Genomic DNA, 15,499 nt, shown 5'->3' with positions numbered 1-15,499 from the left:
CTTACATACTAGAAATATTTGGAACAAAAAGAGAGGCAATAATCATTAGATCATTGCCTCTCTTTTATTTTCAGCAATTCTAAATTTATAGCTCTAAAGCTCTTTTAATATCATTGTCCATCAACAGCTCTTCAGGATTTTCAAGGGCTTCTTTGATTGCAACCAGGAATCCCACAGATTCTTTACCGTCAATGATTCTGTGGTCATATGACAGCGCCACATACATGACAGGACGAATCTCTACGTGACCATCAATAGCTACAGGCCTGTCCACAATGTTGTGCATACCAAGAATTGCGCTTTGTGGAGGATTAATAATTGGGGTTGATAACATAGATCCAAATACCCCACCATTGGTAATGGTAAATGTACCTCCTGTCATTTCATCAACAGTAATTTGACCGTCACGCACTTTTATTGCGAGGCGTTTGATCTCCTCTTCCACTCCCCGGAAGCTCATATTCTCCACATTTCTCAATACAGGAACCATTAATCCTTTTGGTCCCGATACTGCAATACTAATATCCTTATAGTCATATTTGACCTGATAATCACCATCGATCATGGAATTTACTCCCGGATAAAGGTCCAGAGCCCTTACCACTGCAAGAGTAAAGAAAGACATGAACCCAAGGCTCACGCCATGTTTATCTTTAAATTCTTCTTTATACTGCTTGCGAAGGGAAAAAATAGCCGACATGTCCACCTCGTTAAAGGTAGTTAGCATGGCAGTTTCGTTCTTTACATCTACCAGACGCTCTGCAACTCTGCGGCGCAACATTGACATTTTCTTACGCTCCTCTCCTCTTTTGCCTTTTCCGGGAGTACCCATAGAAGGTTTGGCATTAGATGCATCTTCTTTGGTAATTCTGCCATCACGCCCTGTGCCTTTAACAGATTTTGCGTCCATTCCTTTTTCATCAAGGATTTTCCTTGCTGCAGGTGAAGGACTTCCGGTAGCATAGGTATCCTGTTTTTGAGAAGGAGTACCCGGCTTTGAAGGAGTTTCAGTTTTAGCTTCAGCTTTTTCATTGTCCTTTTCCGCAGATTCCAGCTCCTCTTCTTTAGCAGAAGTTGCCTCTTTCTCTTCTTTAACGACCTCCTTAGAATCTTTATCGCCACCTCCGGGCTTTGGTGCATCTGTATCGATTAAACAAACCACCTGTCCCACAGCTACAGCATCACCTTCTTCTGCCTTAAGGGTAATGATACCGCTTGCTTCTGCCGGAAGCTCCAGAGTTGCCTTATCGCTGTCAACTTCGGCAATTGCCTGATCTTTTTCTACATAATCTCCGTCTGAAACCAGCCACTGGGCGATTTCTACTTCGGTAATTGATTCTCCCGGAGAAGGGACTTTCATTTCTAAAGCCATGATATCTTTTTTTATTTAAAACCGGTTTAGACCGGCCGCGTATTTATAAATTTAAACAGTTACTTCAGTATTTTTGTCAAAAACAGACTGAATCACCTTTTCGTGTCGTTTTTTGAATCTCACAGAACTACCTGCAGCAGGAGAGCCATAGAATTTCCTACTGCACACTCTAAAGCTTTTTGCTTCCTCCAAATGTAATAACAAATGACTGTATGCGCCCATGTTTCTCGGTTCTTCCTGTGCCCAAACTACATCATCTGCATTTTTATATTTAGACAAAACCTCTTTTATTTGTTTTTGCGGTAAAGGGAACAGTTGCTCTAATCTTACCAAAGCTACATCGTCCCGCTCCAGTTCTTCCCTGCGCTCCAGTAGGTCATAATAGAATTTACCGGTACAGAAGACCAGGGATTTGATCTTATCTGCTTTTGCTGTATCGTCATCAATTAACGGCTGGAATGTTCCGTTTGCGAATTCTTCTTTGGTAGAAACCACTTTAGGATGTCTCAGCAAACTCTTTGGAGTGAAAATAATAAGCGGCTTCCGGTAATTTACCTTCATTTGTCTTCTTAGCAAATGGAACATATTGGCCGGGGTAGTTACATCGGCTACAAACATATTATCCTTTGCACAAAGCTGAAGATATCTTTCCATTCTTCCTGAAGAATGCTCTGCTCCCTGGCCTTCATACCCATGAGGCAGGAGCATTACCAACCCATTCTGAAGCTTCCATTTATCTTCGGCGGCAGAAATATACTGGTCGATCATGATCTGGGCTCCATTACTGAAATCTCCAAATTGTGCCTCCCAAATGGTCAGGCAATTTGGACTTGCCATAGCATAACCGTAATCGAATCCTACAACTCCATATTCAGATAATAATGAATTGTAGATCTTGAGGTCGCAGGAAGACCCTTGTTTGGTATCACAAAAAGTCCCTTTAATATTATTCAACAGGATAATTTCTTCTTCACTGTCTTCTACCTTAACAACAGCATGTCTATGGGAAAAAGTTCCCCTTTCCACATCCTGACCGCTCATTCTAACATAGAAACCATCCTTGATCAAAGTTCCGTAGGCGAGCAATTCGGCCATACTCCAGTCAAGACTGTTGTTCTCAAAGAACATGGTATGCCGCAGTTCTATAAGTTTCTTAATTTTTCTCAGGAATTTCTTGTCTTCGGGAAGCTGGGAAATTGCCTCGGCAACTTCGGTTAACACCTGCATGTCAACAGTGGTATCTACCGGTTCCACCATGCGGGATTCATCTACATGTTCAAATCCCTCCCATTCATCCTGCATAAAAGGGGTTATCCTTGTTGTCTCTTCTTTTCGGGAACTTTCCAGATTTTCCTCGAGTTTAGCCTTATATTCTTTCTCAAGCTTTTCAACATAACCATCATCGATCACCCCCTGAGATTTCAGTTTTTCAGCATAAATATCTCTCGGATTTTGGTGAGCCCCAATAGCTTTGTAAAGCTTTGGCTGCGTAAATCTCGGCTCATCCCCCTCGTTATGCCCGTATTTTCTATATCCTAAAAGGTCAATGAAAACATCTTTCCCAAATTCCATTCTAAAATCAAGCGCAAATAATACAGCGTGCACAACTGCTTCGGCATCATCGGCATTAACGTGCAGCACGGGAGATTTGGTCACCTTGGCAACATCTGTACAATAAGTTGAAGAACGCCCATCAAGATAGTTGGTTGTAAAACCTACCTGGTTGTTTACTACTATATGAATTGTACCGCCGGTAGTATAACCTTCCAGCTGTGACATTTGAACGATTTCGTAAACAATTCCCTGTCCTGCAATGGCCGCATCACCATGTACGATAATTGGGAGTACCGCATGTGTTTTATCCTTGTAGTGACGATCCTGTTTCCCGCGGGTGATCCCCTGAACTACGGCACCTACGGTTTCCAGGTGCGAAGGATTGGGAGCAATATTTATATTGATCTCTTCACCGTTATCTGTAGTACGGCAGGAAGTCCAGCCGAGGTGATATTTGACATCCCCGTCAAAAATATCTTCTTCATAATCTTTTCCGTCAAATTCAGTGAAAATGTCTTTCGCACTTTTCCCAAAGATATTGGTAAGGGTGCTTAATCTTCCGCGGTGAGCCATTCCCATCACAAAATCCTTCACCCCAAGATCGGCTGCTTTTTCAATAATGGCATCAAGTGCAGGAATAAGACTTTCCCCTCCTTCCAGAGAGAAACGTTTCTGTCCAACATATTTGGTATGAAGAAAATTCTCAAAAGAAACTGCTTCATTTAGTTTCTTTAAAATGTGTTTTTTCTGATCGGCATTGAATGCAGGCTGATTTTCATTCACATTAAGCCTGTCCTGAATCCATTTTACCTGTTCCGGTTTGCGAATAAACATATATTCCACACCAATGGAATCACAGTAGACCTTTTGCAGGTGCTCGATGATCTGCCGTAATGTGGATGGCCCGAGGCCAAGAATTTCCCCGGCGTTGAAAACGGTATCAAGATCGCTTTCCTCAAGATCGAAATTCTGAATATCAAGAGTTGGGCTGTATTTTCTTCGCTCCCTTACAGGATTGGTTTTTGTAAAAAGATGACCACGGGTACGGTAACCATCTATTAATTTCACAATCCTGAATTCCTTCAGGACCGAATCTGAAATTTCTACCGGCTCCCCGTTTTCGGGATGTGGTGTAGAGATTTGTCCATTCCCTGAAGTCTCAAGACCAAAATCAAATCCCTGGAAAAAGGCTCTCCAGCTGGGTTCTACGCTATCGGGATATTGAAGATATTGGTCGTAAAGATCAGCGAAATAGGCTGTATGTGCGGCATTTAAAAATGAAAATTTATCCATAAGTTGAAACTACCTGTTTCTAAATTGTAAACGTTACAAAAGTACAATTTTTAAAAAAGAAGCACCGAAGCATTTAATATATTTACCTTATACTTCGAAAACTTTTAACATCATGAACTTCTTGTTTAGCATTAATAAAACGTTTTTTCTTGTCATTTCCATAATATATTTCTCTCAAAACCAACTTCTTGCCCAGGATGCGGGAGTGCCCAATTCCCCTTTTTGGGAAAATGTAAGATTCGGCGGAAGCCTGGGGGCTAATTTCAGCAACGGATATTTCAGCGGATTTCTTGCCCCAAAAGCCATTTATGATTTTAACCGCTACACCTCTGCAGGAGTAGGACTGGCAGGATCATATAATAACACCTCGCGTTACACCACCTATACTGCCGGGGGAAGTATCATTGGGCTACTAAGGCCTATACGGGCAATACAACTTTCTACAGAGTTTGAAGAACATTATGTTTCCCGTGATTTTAAGCTCGATGGCTCAAATTTGAGTGATTCCTACTGGTATCCCGCTCTTTTTTTCGGGCTTGGATATAATACCGGTCCGGTAACGGTGGGGATTAGATATGATGTCTTATATGACAGCAACAAAAGCATTTATGCCAATGCCTTTATGCCTTTTGTGAGTATTTATTTTTAAACCTCCCGGTCCATCAATCCTTTCCCAAAATTGTAGAGAACCTTTTTTCGCTCCTCATCTACCTCCAGCTCTTCCAGCACATCAAAGGCCTTTTGTGTGTACTTCTTAATTTCCATCCGGGTGAGTTCTGCAGCACCACTTGTTTCAAAAAGGCCTTTTACAGTCTCTATTTTTGCTGAAGGATCTGGCGGATTTATGGAATACAGGTGTTCCAGTTGTACTGCTTCATTTGAAGCTGATTTTTGAAGAGAGGTAAGATAAAGAAAGGTTTTTTTATTCTCTATAATGTCACCCCCCACTTGTTTTCCGAAAGTATTGGGATCCCCAAAAGCGTCCAGATAATCATCCTGCAATTGAAAAGCGATTCCCAGCAAGCGACCAAATTCATAAATCTTGTCAGCATTTTCGTCGGAAGCATTAGCCACAATAGCCCCCATTTTCAATGAAGCTCCTACTAAAACAGCGGTTTTATACTCGATCATCCTGAGATATTCCTCAATACTCACATTCTCCCGGGATTCAAAATCGATATCGTATTGCTGCCCCTCACAGACTTCTATTGCAGTTTTGGAAAACAGTTTTGCCAGTTTTCGAAAAGTCTCACCTTCATAATTTTCAAATAACTGGTAAGCTTTGATCAACATGGCATCTCCGGAAAGGATTCCGGTATTAATGTCCCAGCGTTCATGAACCGTCTGCATCCCTCTGCGCAAAGGAGCATCGTCCATGATGTCATCATGGACCAGCGAAAAATTGTGAAATACTTCTATTGCCAGGGCCGCATCCAGTGCCTTTCTGTGATCATTTCCAAAAATCTCCGCTGCCATTAGCACCAGCACAGGTCTTACCCGCTTCCCTCCCAGGCTGAGTATATACACCATGGGATCATACAAATTTACGGGTTCCTGCTTTACAAGCTTTTGGGAAAGGTAATTATCAAATTCCCGGCGGTATTGTTCTAATGGGAGCATAAAAAAATTTTGCGCTAAAATACCAAAACAGGAAGAAAATCCGGCCTTTTTGGAACCTAAGAAATGAAAATTAAAAACTACGGAAACTTTAATTGTTTTTTAAGTTTCCATTTGTATCTTTGCACGCCTTAAATTTTCAGAAAAGTGAAAGAGCAAGTACTATCCAAAGCCGCAGAATTATTTCTCACCTTCGGGGTTAAAAGCGTTACCATGGATGAGATCGCGGGAGAGATGGGTATTTCCAAAAAGACCATTTACGCCCATTTCCCTACCAAAACTAAACTGATAGAAGCGACTGCTTTCTATGTCTTTGAGCAGATCTCTACCGGCATACAGAGTATTAGAAATGAGAACAATGATCCTATTGAAGAACTTTTTCAGATCAAGGATTTTGCCTGTCAACATCTAAAGGATGAAAAATCTTCTCCTCAATATCAACTTCAAAAATATTATCCAAAGATCTATTCAACCGTTAGGGAAAAACAGAAAAATATTCTTGAAGGACTAACCAAAGAAAATCTCGAAAATGGGATCAGGGAAGGAGTCTACAGGAGTGACTTACCTGTGGAGTTCATCAGCCGTATCTATTTTATAGGTATTGTTGGAATTAAGGACCGGGAATTTTTTGCCGAAGGTGAATTTTCAATGAATGAACTCACAGAAATGCATCTCGAATATCATTTAAGAGCAATAGTAACCCCAAGAGGACTTAAAAAACTGGAAACCCTGTTAAAATCCGGAATTACAAAATGAAAAATCTAATTTTTATTATCACCGGCCTATTGTGCTTACAAACACTGGCACAAATCCCCGCGACAACTCCTCTTAGTCTTTCCCTGGAAGAAGCCGTTGCCCTGGGACTGGAAAATAATTATTCATCGATCAGGTCTGAAAAGGAGGTAGAGAAAGCACTTTCTCAAAAGTGGGAGATCATTTCACAGGGATTGCCGCAGATCAATGCCAATGTGGATTACCAGAATTTCCTGAAACAACCTGTTACACTCATTCCGGGGGAAATTGCCGGCGGTGATCCGGGGACTTTTGTACCCGTGCGTTTTGGCACCCAACAAAACCTCAGCGCCACAGCAACCTGGTCACAACTCATTTTTGACGGTTCTTACATTGTTGGTGTACAATCTGCCCGCACCTTATTACAAATCTCCAAAAATGCTAAAACAAAGACCGATCTCGAAGTAAAAAAGGCTGTTATCAACGCATATGGTAACGTGCTAATGGCCAGGGAAAGCATTTCAATTCTTGAGAATAACCTGGAGAATGTCACCAAAAATCTTAACGACACTCAAAAGATCTTTGAAAACGGTCTTGCCGAAGAGGAAGATGTGGAACAGCTTAAGATCACCCGTCTTAGTCTTGACAACAATCTCAACCGCAGCCGCCGTATGCTGGAAATATCCTATCAACTTCTTAATATGGCAATGGGAATACCGGTAGAGAGACCGGTTATTCCCACAGATGACCTTAATACTCTTGCCCTTCAGTTTTATGACCTTCAATTATTGCAGGAAAGTATTCCGGTGGAGGAGAATATTGATGTGCGCATAGCTGAAAATTCCGCAGAGGCTGCCCGCATTTTTGTGAGACTTGAAAAAGCAAAAGCACTACCACAGCTCACGGGATTCCTGAACTACGGAACCACAGGTCACAGTGACGCCTTTACTTTCTTTAATGAAGACCAGGAATATTTTCAGCAATCTATCTTAGGAGTGAGCCTAAACATACCCATCTTTAGCAGTGGCATGAGAAACTCCCGGACAAAGCAAATGCAGTTTGAATATGAGCAGGCCCTGTTAGACCTTGAGGAAACAAAAAACAGGGTTTCTCTGGAAATAGATGCTGCCAAAGCCGATTATAGATTCAGCCTGGAGAATTATGAAGCACAGCAGGAAAGTCTGGCGCTGGCCGAAAGGATCGAGAACAAGAACCAGATCAAATTTTTTGAGGGTCTCGCCAGCAGCTTTGAATTAAGTGAAGCTCAAAGACAACTTTATACAGCCCAGCAGAATGTATTGCAGGCTATGCTTGAAGTAATAAATGCTAAAGTGGAATTGGAAAACGTGCTGAGTACGAAAACATATTCTGAAAAAGACTAATGACAAAAATGAATCATCAAAAAATGAAAAAGATAAGCCTGTTAATTATAAGTTTCCTAATTCTGGTTTCCTGCGGAAAAGAAGATTCTGTTGAGAAGGTCATAGAAAAAGGAAACCTTAGCGAAATAAGAGCTAAAAAAGCAGAATTAAGTGCACAACAAAGCGAACTTACCTCAAAGATCGCTCAACTCGATGCAGCCATTGAAGAACTGGATACAGATACAAAATTCTCTCTTGTTAGTGTGAGACAGGTGAAAGATTCCCTGTTCAAGCATTATGTTGAGCTTCCGGGTGATGTGGAGACAAAACAAAACATCACTATTTATCCTGAATTTTCAGGAGTACTTCTTAATGTAAATGTAAACGAGGGAGACCGGGTTCAAAAAGGCCAGATCCTGGCACGAATTGACGAAGGAGGATTAGGCAGCCAGCTTGCACAACTGGAAGCACAGGCGGCACTTGCAAAAACAACCTTTGAAAGACAGCAGCGTCTGTGGGAACAAAATATAGGTAGTGAGATCCAGTACCTGGAAGCAAAAACCAACTATGAAGCCATGCAGAATTCGGTTGACCAGTTGCGTAGTCAGTTAGCAAAAACAGTAGTAAGAGCTCCCTTTAGCGGAGTAATAGATGAGATCTTCACAGAACAGGGAGAAGTAGTGGCCCCGGGGCAAAGCAGGTTATTCCGTCTCATTAATCTTTCTGATATGTACATAAGTGCAGCAGTACCGGAATCCTACCTGGGAAGTATAAAAAAAGGTACAGAGGTAATGGTCGAGATCGCTGCAACGGGCACTTCCTTTGAAAGCACGGTAAGACAGGTGGGGAATTTTGTAAATCCAAACAACAGGACTTTTGAGATACAGGTGGCGGTGCCTTCCAATAACGAGCAGATAAAACCTAATCTTATAGCTACAGTAAAGCTTAATGATTACACTTCAGAAGAAGCGATCATCATACCCGAAAATGTGATCCTGAAAAATTCCGCAGGAGAAAATGTGGCTTATGTCGTAACCAAACAAACAGACAGTACGGGTGTAGCCGAAAGAAGGATCCTGGAAACCGGCAGGTCTTATGATAACTCTGTAGAGATACTTTCGGGATTACAGGCCGGCGAGCTGGTCATCACCAGTGGTGCCCGCAGCATACAGGAAGGAGAACAGGTAAAGATCGCAAAGCAGAACTAAAATGAAATTAGATAAAGATTTTAAACTTTCTTCCTGGGCTATAGAAAATCGCATGACGGTGTATGTCATCATTGCCATCATCTTCGTGGGTGGATTGATGTCATATTACAGCATGCCGCGGGAATCATTCCCCGAAGTCATAGAGACCAAGATTTATGTAAGCTCCATCAACCCTGGAAACTCGGCCGAAGATGTGGAGAAATTCATAACTGAACCTCTCGAACAGGAGTTTAACAATATTGCGGGGGTTCAGGATATCTCGTCTACAACGCTTCAGGACTATTCACTGGTGATCGTTGAATTTGACGAAGACATTACTATAGATGCTGCCAAGCAAAAGGTAAAAGATAAGGTAGATCAGCAAAAAGCAGCAACTACCTGGCCTACCCTGGATAATGGTGCAAAGGTGGAACCCAATGTTTTCGACCTGAACATTTCAGAAGAAATGCCTATTCTCAACGTCAACCTTACGGGAGATTATCCTGTGCAGAAGCTAAAGGAATATGCCGAGTACCTGCAGGACAGGATAGAGCTACTTCCGCAGATAAAAGAAGCATCGGTTCGTGGCGCCGAAGAAAAAGAGGTGGAAATTGCAGTTGACATTTACAAGATGACTGCATCAAAAGTCAGTTTCCAGGACATCGTTAGTGCGGTAAGTATGGAGAACCAGACCATCTCGGGAGGAAATGTTATAAGCGGCGGGATCCAGAAGAATATTCGTATCCTGGGCGAGGTCACAGATCCAAATGAGCTGCGGAACGTGATTGTAAAAAGGGAAGATGGAAATGTCTTTTTAAGGGATATTGCCGAAATAAGATTCCAGGAGCAGGAGCCAACAACTTTTGCCCGTGAATTTGGAGAACCGGTTGTCATGCTGGACATCAAGAAGCGTGGTGGAAAAAACATGATCGAAGCGATCAATGACATCAAAGAAATCGTAAAAGCCGAACAGGAAACTTATCTACCCGAAGACCTTCGTATCACATTTTCAAATGACCAGTCAACCACTACAGAAAATATGGTGGATGACCTGGTGAACAACATCATCTTTGGGGTCATCCTGGTTGTGGTAGTTCTTATGTTCTTTTTAGGTTTCAGGAATGCTTTGTTTGTAGGATTTGCGATTCCGCTTTCTATGTTCCTGTCTTTTATTATTCTGTCAAGCATAGGATTCACCCTTAATACGATGGTGCTTTTCGCTTTGGTAATGGGGTTGGGAATGCTTGTGGATAACGGGATTGTGGTCGTGGAGAATGTCTACAGCCTTATGGACCAGGGAGTGCCAAGAATTAAAGCGGCAAAACAGGGAGTGGGCGAGATTGCCTGGCCAATAATTGCCTCTACCGCAACTACCCTTGCAGCATTTTTCCCCCTTGGTCTCTGGCCGGGAACCATTGGAAAATTCATGATCTATTTTCCAATCACGCTCTCGGTGGTACTGGGCTCTTCCTTGTTCGTGGCACTTATTATCAATTCCATGCTGACTTCTGAATACATGAAGACAGAGGAAAAAGAGCTCACGAAGAAAAAACTTATCCGTATTAGTGCAGTACTTGCCGGTACAGGGGTTATACTCTTAGTGGCAGGCTTTATTCTCGATTTTGGAAGCCTTAGAGCTATTGGAAATCTTTCCATACTCGCAGCAATCCTGTTGTGGGCTTACAAATATTTCCTTAGCCCCTGGGTAGACTTTTTCCAGTACCGGGCTCTGAAGAAACTGGAGAAGAAGTACGAATCAACGCTTAGATATAGTCTGCGTGGAAAGAACTCCTATCTGGTATTCTTCGGAACGCTAACTATGTTGATCATCTCCTTCGTTCTTGTGGGAATAGTTCAGCCGAAGGTTTTGTTCTTTCCTGAAAATGAACCAAACCAGATCATCACCTATATCGAATTGCCTGAAGGTACCGATATTAGAAGAACCAATGAGGTTACCAAACAAATTGAAGAACAGGTTTATGAAGTTATTGAACAATATGAAGATGAAGACGGATATAATTTTATGGTCGAGTCCGCCATCTCTCAGGTAGGACAGGGTGCCGGGAATCCGCAGACAGACGGCGGGCAACAGAATGCCATGCCCCACAAGGGCAAAGTGACCTTATCCATGCGGGAATTCAAGGATCGTAGAGGTGTGAGAAGTAGCCACGTACTTTCTGAAGTTAGAAATGCTGTTCAGGATATACCGGGAGCATCTGTAATTGTAGAAAAAGACGCTGCAGGCCCACCCGTAGGATATCCTATCAATATTGAACTCAAAGGAGAGGATTACGAGCAGATGTTGATCACAGCCGAAAACCTGCGAGATTTCATTCAGAAAATGAATATTCCCGGGATAGAGGAATTACAGATCGATGTCAATAAATCCAAACCCGAACTAAATGTTAGTGTAGACCGGGTGAAAGCCGGGCAGCTCGGAGTATCAACAGGTGCAGTGGGACAAACCCTGCGCCGGGCAATCTATGGGGAAGAGATCTCCACCTATAAGGAAGGAGACGAGGATTATCCTATTAATGTGAGGTTCAATGAAGATTTCAGGTATAATGAAAATGCTTTATTCAATCAGCCCATTACTTTTAAGGATCAGAACACCGGAAATATTGTGCAGGTTCCAATTTCTTCGGTCACAAAAACTGAATTGACTTCCGCTTTTAGTTCCATTAAAAGAAAGGATCTTAAACGGGTGATCACCCTTTACTCCAATGTTCTTGAAGGTTATAATGGCAATGCGATCGTGGAGCAACTGCAAACCGAACTTGCTTCCTACGATATGCCCCAGGATATCTCCCTGGAATTTACAGGAGAGCAGGAGAAACAGCAGGAGAATATGTCCTTTTTGCTGAAGGCCCTTTTAATTGGACTTGGCGGAATTCTTCTGATTCTGGTAGCCCAGTTCAATTCCATTCCGAAGCCTTTGATCATCCTGATGGCTGTTTTCCTTTCGCTCGCGGGAGTCTTTTTAGGGCTTGTTATATTCCAGATGGATTTCATTATCATCATGACCATGATGGGAATTATTTCCCTTGCGGGAATTGTGGTGAATAATGCCATTGTTCTGGTAGATTATACGCAGATACTAATTGACCGCAAAAAGGACAGCCTGGGACTTGATGATAAGGATTTGCTGACAAAAGGCCAGTATTTTGAAATGATCGTGGAAGGTGGTAAGTCAAGATTGCGGCCGGTACTTTTAACTGCCATAACGACAGTTTTAGGTCTAATTCCACTCGCAATAGGCTTAAACATTGACTTTTTCTCCCTTTTCACAGATTATGATCCTCAAATTTATATTGGAGGAGATAATGTGATTTTTTGGGGGCCATTGGCGTGGACGGTGATCTTCGGGTTGATCTTTGCAACCTTCCTTACCCTTGTCGTAGTACCGGCTATGCTTTATCTGGTTAACCGGGGCAGGGTAAGAATGCGAAACAGAAGAGAAAGAAGACTTTCCTAAAATGGCATTTTTGAGACCTTATATTTTTGAAACCTCCGGATTTTCCGGAGGTTTTTATTTTTATTCCGGACTATGGCAAAGTGTTTGGACACTATGCACAGGTAAAATTTAATATTAATTAAAATTCAACGAATGAACACTCAGTTAACCATTGATGAACGTAACGCCGTTTTGATCTCAATGGCAAATCTTGTGGAAAAGGAAAAAGACAACATTTTAAAAGCAAATAAAATAGATCTCGACTCTTATTCGGGTGAAGATCTGGCCATGGAAGACCGTCTCAAGGTAGATGATTCCAAAATTGAAGGAATGGTCGCTTCATTAAAACATTTAGCTTCTCAGGAAGATCCTGTGGGAGTGGAAAGATTCAGCTTTAAGCATGACAACGGAATGCAGGTTTACAACAAAACTGCATCTTTTGGGACAGTGATGATCATTTACGAATCCCGTCCCGATGTAACTGTTGAAGCAGCAGGGATCGCCTTTAAATCGGGAAATAAGATCCTTTTAAAAGGCGGAAAGGAATCCCTTAATTCCAACCTGGAGATCGTGAAATTGTGGCATAAAGCTCTTGAGGAAAATAACATTTCTCCGAAGTGGGTGGAATACCTTCAGTTTGACAGAAAGCAGACGCAGGAATTCCTGGCTAACCCAAATCAGCGGGTCGACCTTGTGGTACCAAGAGGTGGCGAGCGACTTATTAAATTTGTTAAAGAGAACTCCTCTGCCCAGGTTATCGTTAGCGGCCGCGGAAATAATTTTGTCTATGTTGACAAAAACGCCAACACAGATATTGCAATCGATGTGATCCTTAACGGTAAAACCGGAAAGATCTCCGCCTGTAATGCAGTTGACAAGATCCTCATTAATTCAGAACTTCCTAATAAGGAAGAATTTCTAAGCGAGCTTCAAAAAGCCCTTTCAGACAATAATGTGGAGATCATTGCAGACAGATCATTGGAGAATATGAATGGCAGCCGACCTGTAGAGAATGAAGATGAGTGGTACGAAGAGTTCTTGGATTATAAGGCTCTTATAGGAGAGGTGGATTCAACAACTGAAGCTATTGCGAAGATCAATAAATATTCGGGTGGACATTCAGCATCTATAATTTCGAAAGATGATAAAACTGCACAACATTTCATGGAAAATGTGGACAATGCAGCGGTCTATCACAATGCCTCCACACGATTCACTGATGGCGGACAGTTAGGACTTGGTGGAGAACTCGCTATTAGTACAGATAAACTACACCAGCGTGGACCTATTGGTCTGCAGCATTTAGTAACCAATAAATGGTATATACACGGAAATGGACAAACTAGATAAAATTTTAGAACAGAATAATATAGAAATGGAAACTCCAAAGAAGAAGAAAAGGATACTATTAAAATTAGGTTCTAATACACTAACCAAAGAAACCGATCACATTTCAAGAGGAAAAATTGAAGATATAGGCAGGCAGATCGCCACTTTAAAGGATAAATACGAATTCGTGATCATTAGCTCCGGTGCCGTTGCTGTGGCCAAACAATTCGTAAACCTGGAACGCAGTGGGGAGAATATTGACGTAAAGCAGGCTCTGGCCTCTATTGGTCAGCCTCACCTGATGCGTATTTTTCAGGAAAATTTCAGGGAACTGGGATTATTGATAGGGCAGTGTTTGCTTTCGCCAAACGACTTTAGTAATGAAGAATCGAGGCAGAATATCGTTAACACCGTAAATGTTTTGATCGAGAATGATTACATTCCTATCATTAATGAAAATGACACTTCGTCTACAGACGCGATCAAGTTCGGAGACAATGACAATCTTGCGGCACAAACCGCAGCTCTGCTGGATGTAGATCTATTTATCATCGCGACCAATACTCACGGAGTCTACAAAAAAGGTTCAATTGAAGCTAAAACTCCGGAGACCATTCGTAAGGTAAGCGACCTTGATGCCCTTAAAAAAGAGGTGATGAGTGAGACAAAATCCACTCATGGTACCGGCGGAATGAGCTCAAAAGTTTCAGCTGCCGAGATCACTCAAAAAGCGAAGATCGAAACCTGGATTGTTAATGGACTAGATGATAATTTCATTCTGAATGCCATTGAGGACAAGGTGCAATTTACCAGGATCCATCATTAGAAACCTGAAGGTTTATTTATAAATGAAAAGGCTGTGCAGAGATGTGCAGCCTTTTTTTGTAAACACCAAATGGTCAGGCACCAAATTTTTACCCGCCGAAGCTTCAGCGAAGGAGGGCCAAGCACCAAGCACCAAAAGGTGACAAAATTCCAATACCCAGATTTCAAAATGGAGCCAAATCCGAAATTCCAGGCACCAAATCCCAAACCCAGTTTCCAGGCACCACATTCCCATTCTGCTTTTGTCCCGTAGGTCAGCTTCTGGACAGTCCCCGTAGGAAAGAGTTATATTTCGTCACGGATTACAAATCCGCGCCAACCTGAGACAAATTTCACGCAGCCGCAAAGGATAATCGCAGAGGACGCAGATAAGCGAATCATGTCCCGTAGGGATAAAATATGGGTAGAAAATAAAATCGCCTCCTGAATCATTGTCCCGTAGGGACAACATATAGGTAAATTTCACAGAGGCGCAGTTGTTTAAAATCGGCACGGATTACAAATCCGCGCCAACCTGAGACAAATTTCACGCAGCCGCAAAGGATAATCGCAGAGGACGCAGATAAGCGAATCATGTCCCGTAGGGATAAAATATGGGTAGAAAATAAAATCGCCTCCTGAATCATTGTCCCGTAGGGACAACATATAGGTAAATTTCACAGAGGCGCAGTTGTTTAAAATCGGCACGGATTACAAATCCGCGCCAGCATGAGACAAATTTCACACGAAGAGCACAAAGTGAAAAAAGAAGAACACGAAGAAATTGTAAAATATT

At 42.1% G+C, this 15,499-nt stretch carries 10 protein-coding genes; 7 read left to right on the top strand and 3 right to left on the bottom strand.

The features are described from left to right. Nucleotides 1-85: 85 nt before the first annotated feature. Together odhB and G564_RS0114175 are read right to left on the bottom strand one after the other, a co-directional pair. Nucleotides 86-1,372, bottom strand: a complete 1,287-nt coding sequence (gene odhB, locus G564_RS0114180; protein ID WP_029038238.1) for a 2-oxoglutarate dehydrogenase complex dihydrolipoyllysine-residue succinyltransferase — start codon at nucleotides 1,370-1,372, stop codon at nucleotides 86-88. A gap of 51 nt (nucleotides 1,373-1,423) precedes the next feature. Beyond that, nucleotides 1,424-4,219, bottom strand: a complete 2,796-nt coding sequence (locus G564_RS0114175; protein WP_029038237.1) for a 2-oxoglutarate dehydrogenase E1 component — start codon at nucleotides 4,217-4,219, stop codon at nucleotides 1,424-1,426. Between the two features lie 112 nt (nucleotides 4,220-4,331). Here G564_RS0114175 and G564_RS0114170 point away from each other — a divergent pair, with 112 nt between their 5' ends. Further along, nucleotides 4,332-4,868 carry a hypothetical protein gene (locus tag G564_RS0114170; RefSeq protein ID WP_029038236.1) on the top strand — a complete coding sequence of 179 codons (537 nt, stop codon included), beginning with the start codon at nucleotides 4,332-4,334 and terminating at the stop codon, nucleotides 4,866-4,868. Here the strand turns inward: G564_RS0114170 and G564_RS0114165 are convergent. After that, a complete protein-coding gene (locus G564_RS0114165) occupies nucleotides 4,865-5,839 on the bottom strand; it encodes a polyprenyl synthetase family protein (RefSeq protein ID WP_029038235.1) in 975 nt (324 codons plus the stop codon). The two genes, G564_RS0114170 and G564_RS0114165, sit on opposite strands and share 4 nt — an antisense overlap. Nucleotides 5,840-5,983: 144 nt before the next feature. On the opposite strand from G564_RS0114165, the gene G564_RS0114160 reads away from it, so the two are divergent. From G564_RS0114160 to proB, 6 genes are all read left to right on the top strand, one after another. Next, on the top strand, nucleotides 5,984-6,592 hold the full coding sequence (locus G564_RS0114160; protein WP_029038234.1) for a TetR/AcrR family transcriptional regulator: 609 nt from the start codon (nucleotides 5,984-5,986) through the stop codon (nucleotides 6,590-6,592). After that, the gene (locus G564_RS0114155) at nucleotides 6,589-7,950 is read left to right on the top strand and encodes a TolC family protein (RefSeq protein WP_029038233.1); all 1,362 of its coding nucleotides are present in this window, start codon (nucleotides 6,589-6,591) and stop codon (nucleotides 7,948-7,950) included. The genes G564_RS0114160 and G564_RS0114155 overlap by 4 nt, the downstream gene beginning before the upstream one ends. A gap of 23 nt (nucleotides 7,951-7,973) precedes the next feature. Then, a complete protein-coding gene (locus G564_RS0114150; RefSeq protein WP_029038232.1) occupies nucleotides 7,974-9,137 on the top strand; it encodes an efflux RND transporter periplasmic adaptor subunit in 1,164 nt (387 codons plus the stop codon). A 1-nt stretch (nucleotide 9,138) separates the two neighbouring features. Then, nucleotides 9,139-12,591, top strand: coding sequence for an efflux RND transporter permease subunit (locus tag G564_RS0114145; RefSeq protein WP_029038231.1), 3,453 nt, complete (start codon nucleotides 9,139-9,141; stop codon nucleotides 12,589-12,591). A 132-nt stretch (nucleotides 12,592-12,723) separates the two neighbouring features. Then, entirely contained in the window at nucleotides 12,724-13,920 is a 1,197-nt protein-coding gene (locus G564_RS0114135; protein WP_029038230.1) for a glutamate-5-semialdehyde dehydrogenase, read from the top strand. After that, a complete protein-coding gene (proB, locus tag G564_RS0114130) occupies nucleotides 13,904-14,725 on the top strand; it encodes a glutamate 5-kinase (RefSeq protein WP_169578137.1) in 822 nt (273 codons plus the stop codon). The genes G564_RS0114135 and proB overlap by 17 nt, the downstream gene beginning before the upstream one ends. Nucleotides 14,726-15,499: the final 774 nt, after the last annotated feature.

The sequence above is a fragment of the Salinimicrobium xinjiangense DSM 19287 genome, assembly GCF_000423585.1.
GTDB classification, from domain to species: Bacteria; Bacteroidota; Bacteroidia; order Flavobacteriales; family Flavobacteriaceae; genus Salinimicrobium; species Salinimicrobium xinjiangense.
The sequence above is the reverse complement of the archived record's forward strand: the minus strand, read 5'-3'. Positions and strand labels throughout refer to the sequence as shown.

What these genes read in the sequence shown, in the direction of transcription:
- odhB (WP_029038238.1), bottom strand. Translation starts at nt 1,372, where the DNA reads ATGGCTTTAGAAATGAAAGTCCCTTCTCCGGGAGAATCAATTACCGAA.
- G564_RS0114175 (WP_029038237.1), bottom strand. Translation starts at nt 4,219, where the DNA reads ATGGATAAATTTTCATTTTTAAATGCCGCACATACAGCCTATTTCGCT.
- G564_RS0114170 (WP_029038236.1), top strand. Translation starts at nt 4,332, where the DNA reads ATGAACTTCTTGTTTAGCATTAATAAAACGTTTTTTCTTGTCATTTCC.
- G564_RS0114165 (WP_029038235.1), bottom strand. Translation starts at nt 5,839, where the DNA reads ATGCTCCCATTAGAACAATACCGCCGGGAATTTGATAATTACCTTTCC.
- G564_RS0114155 (WP_029038233.1), top strand. Translation starts at nt 6,589, where the DNA reads ATGAAAAATCTAATTTTTATTATCACCGGCCTATTGTGCTTACAAACA.
- G564_RS0114150 (WP_029038232.1), top strand. Translation starts at nt 7,974, where the DNA reads ATGAAAAAGATAAGCCTGTTAATTATAAGTTTCCTAATTCTGGTTTCC.
- G564_RS0114145 (WP_029038231.1), top strand. Translation starts at nt 9,139, where the DNA reads ATGAAATTAGATAAAGATTTTAAACTTTCTTCCTGGGCTATAGAAAAT.
- G564_RS0114135 (WP_029038230.1), top strand. Translation starts at nt 12,724, where the DNA reads ATGAACACTCAGTTAACCATTGATGAACGTAACGCCGTTTTGATCTCA.
- proB (WP_169578137.1), top strand. Translation starts at nt 13,904, where the DNA reads ATGGACAAACTAGATAAAATTTTAGAACAGAATAATATAGAAATGGAA.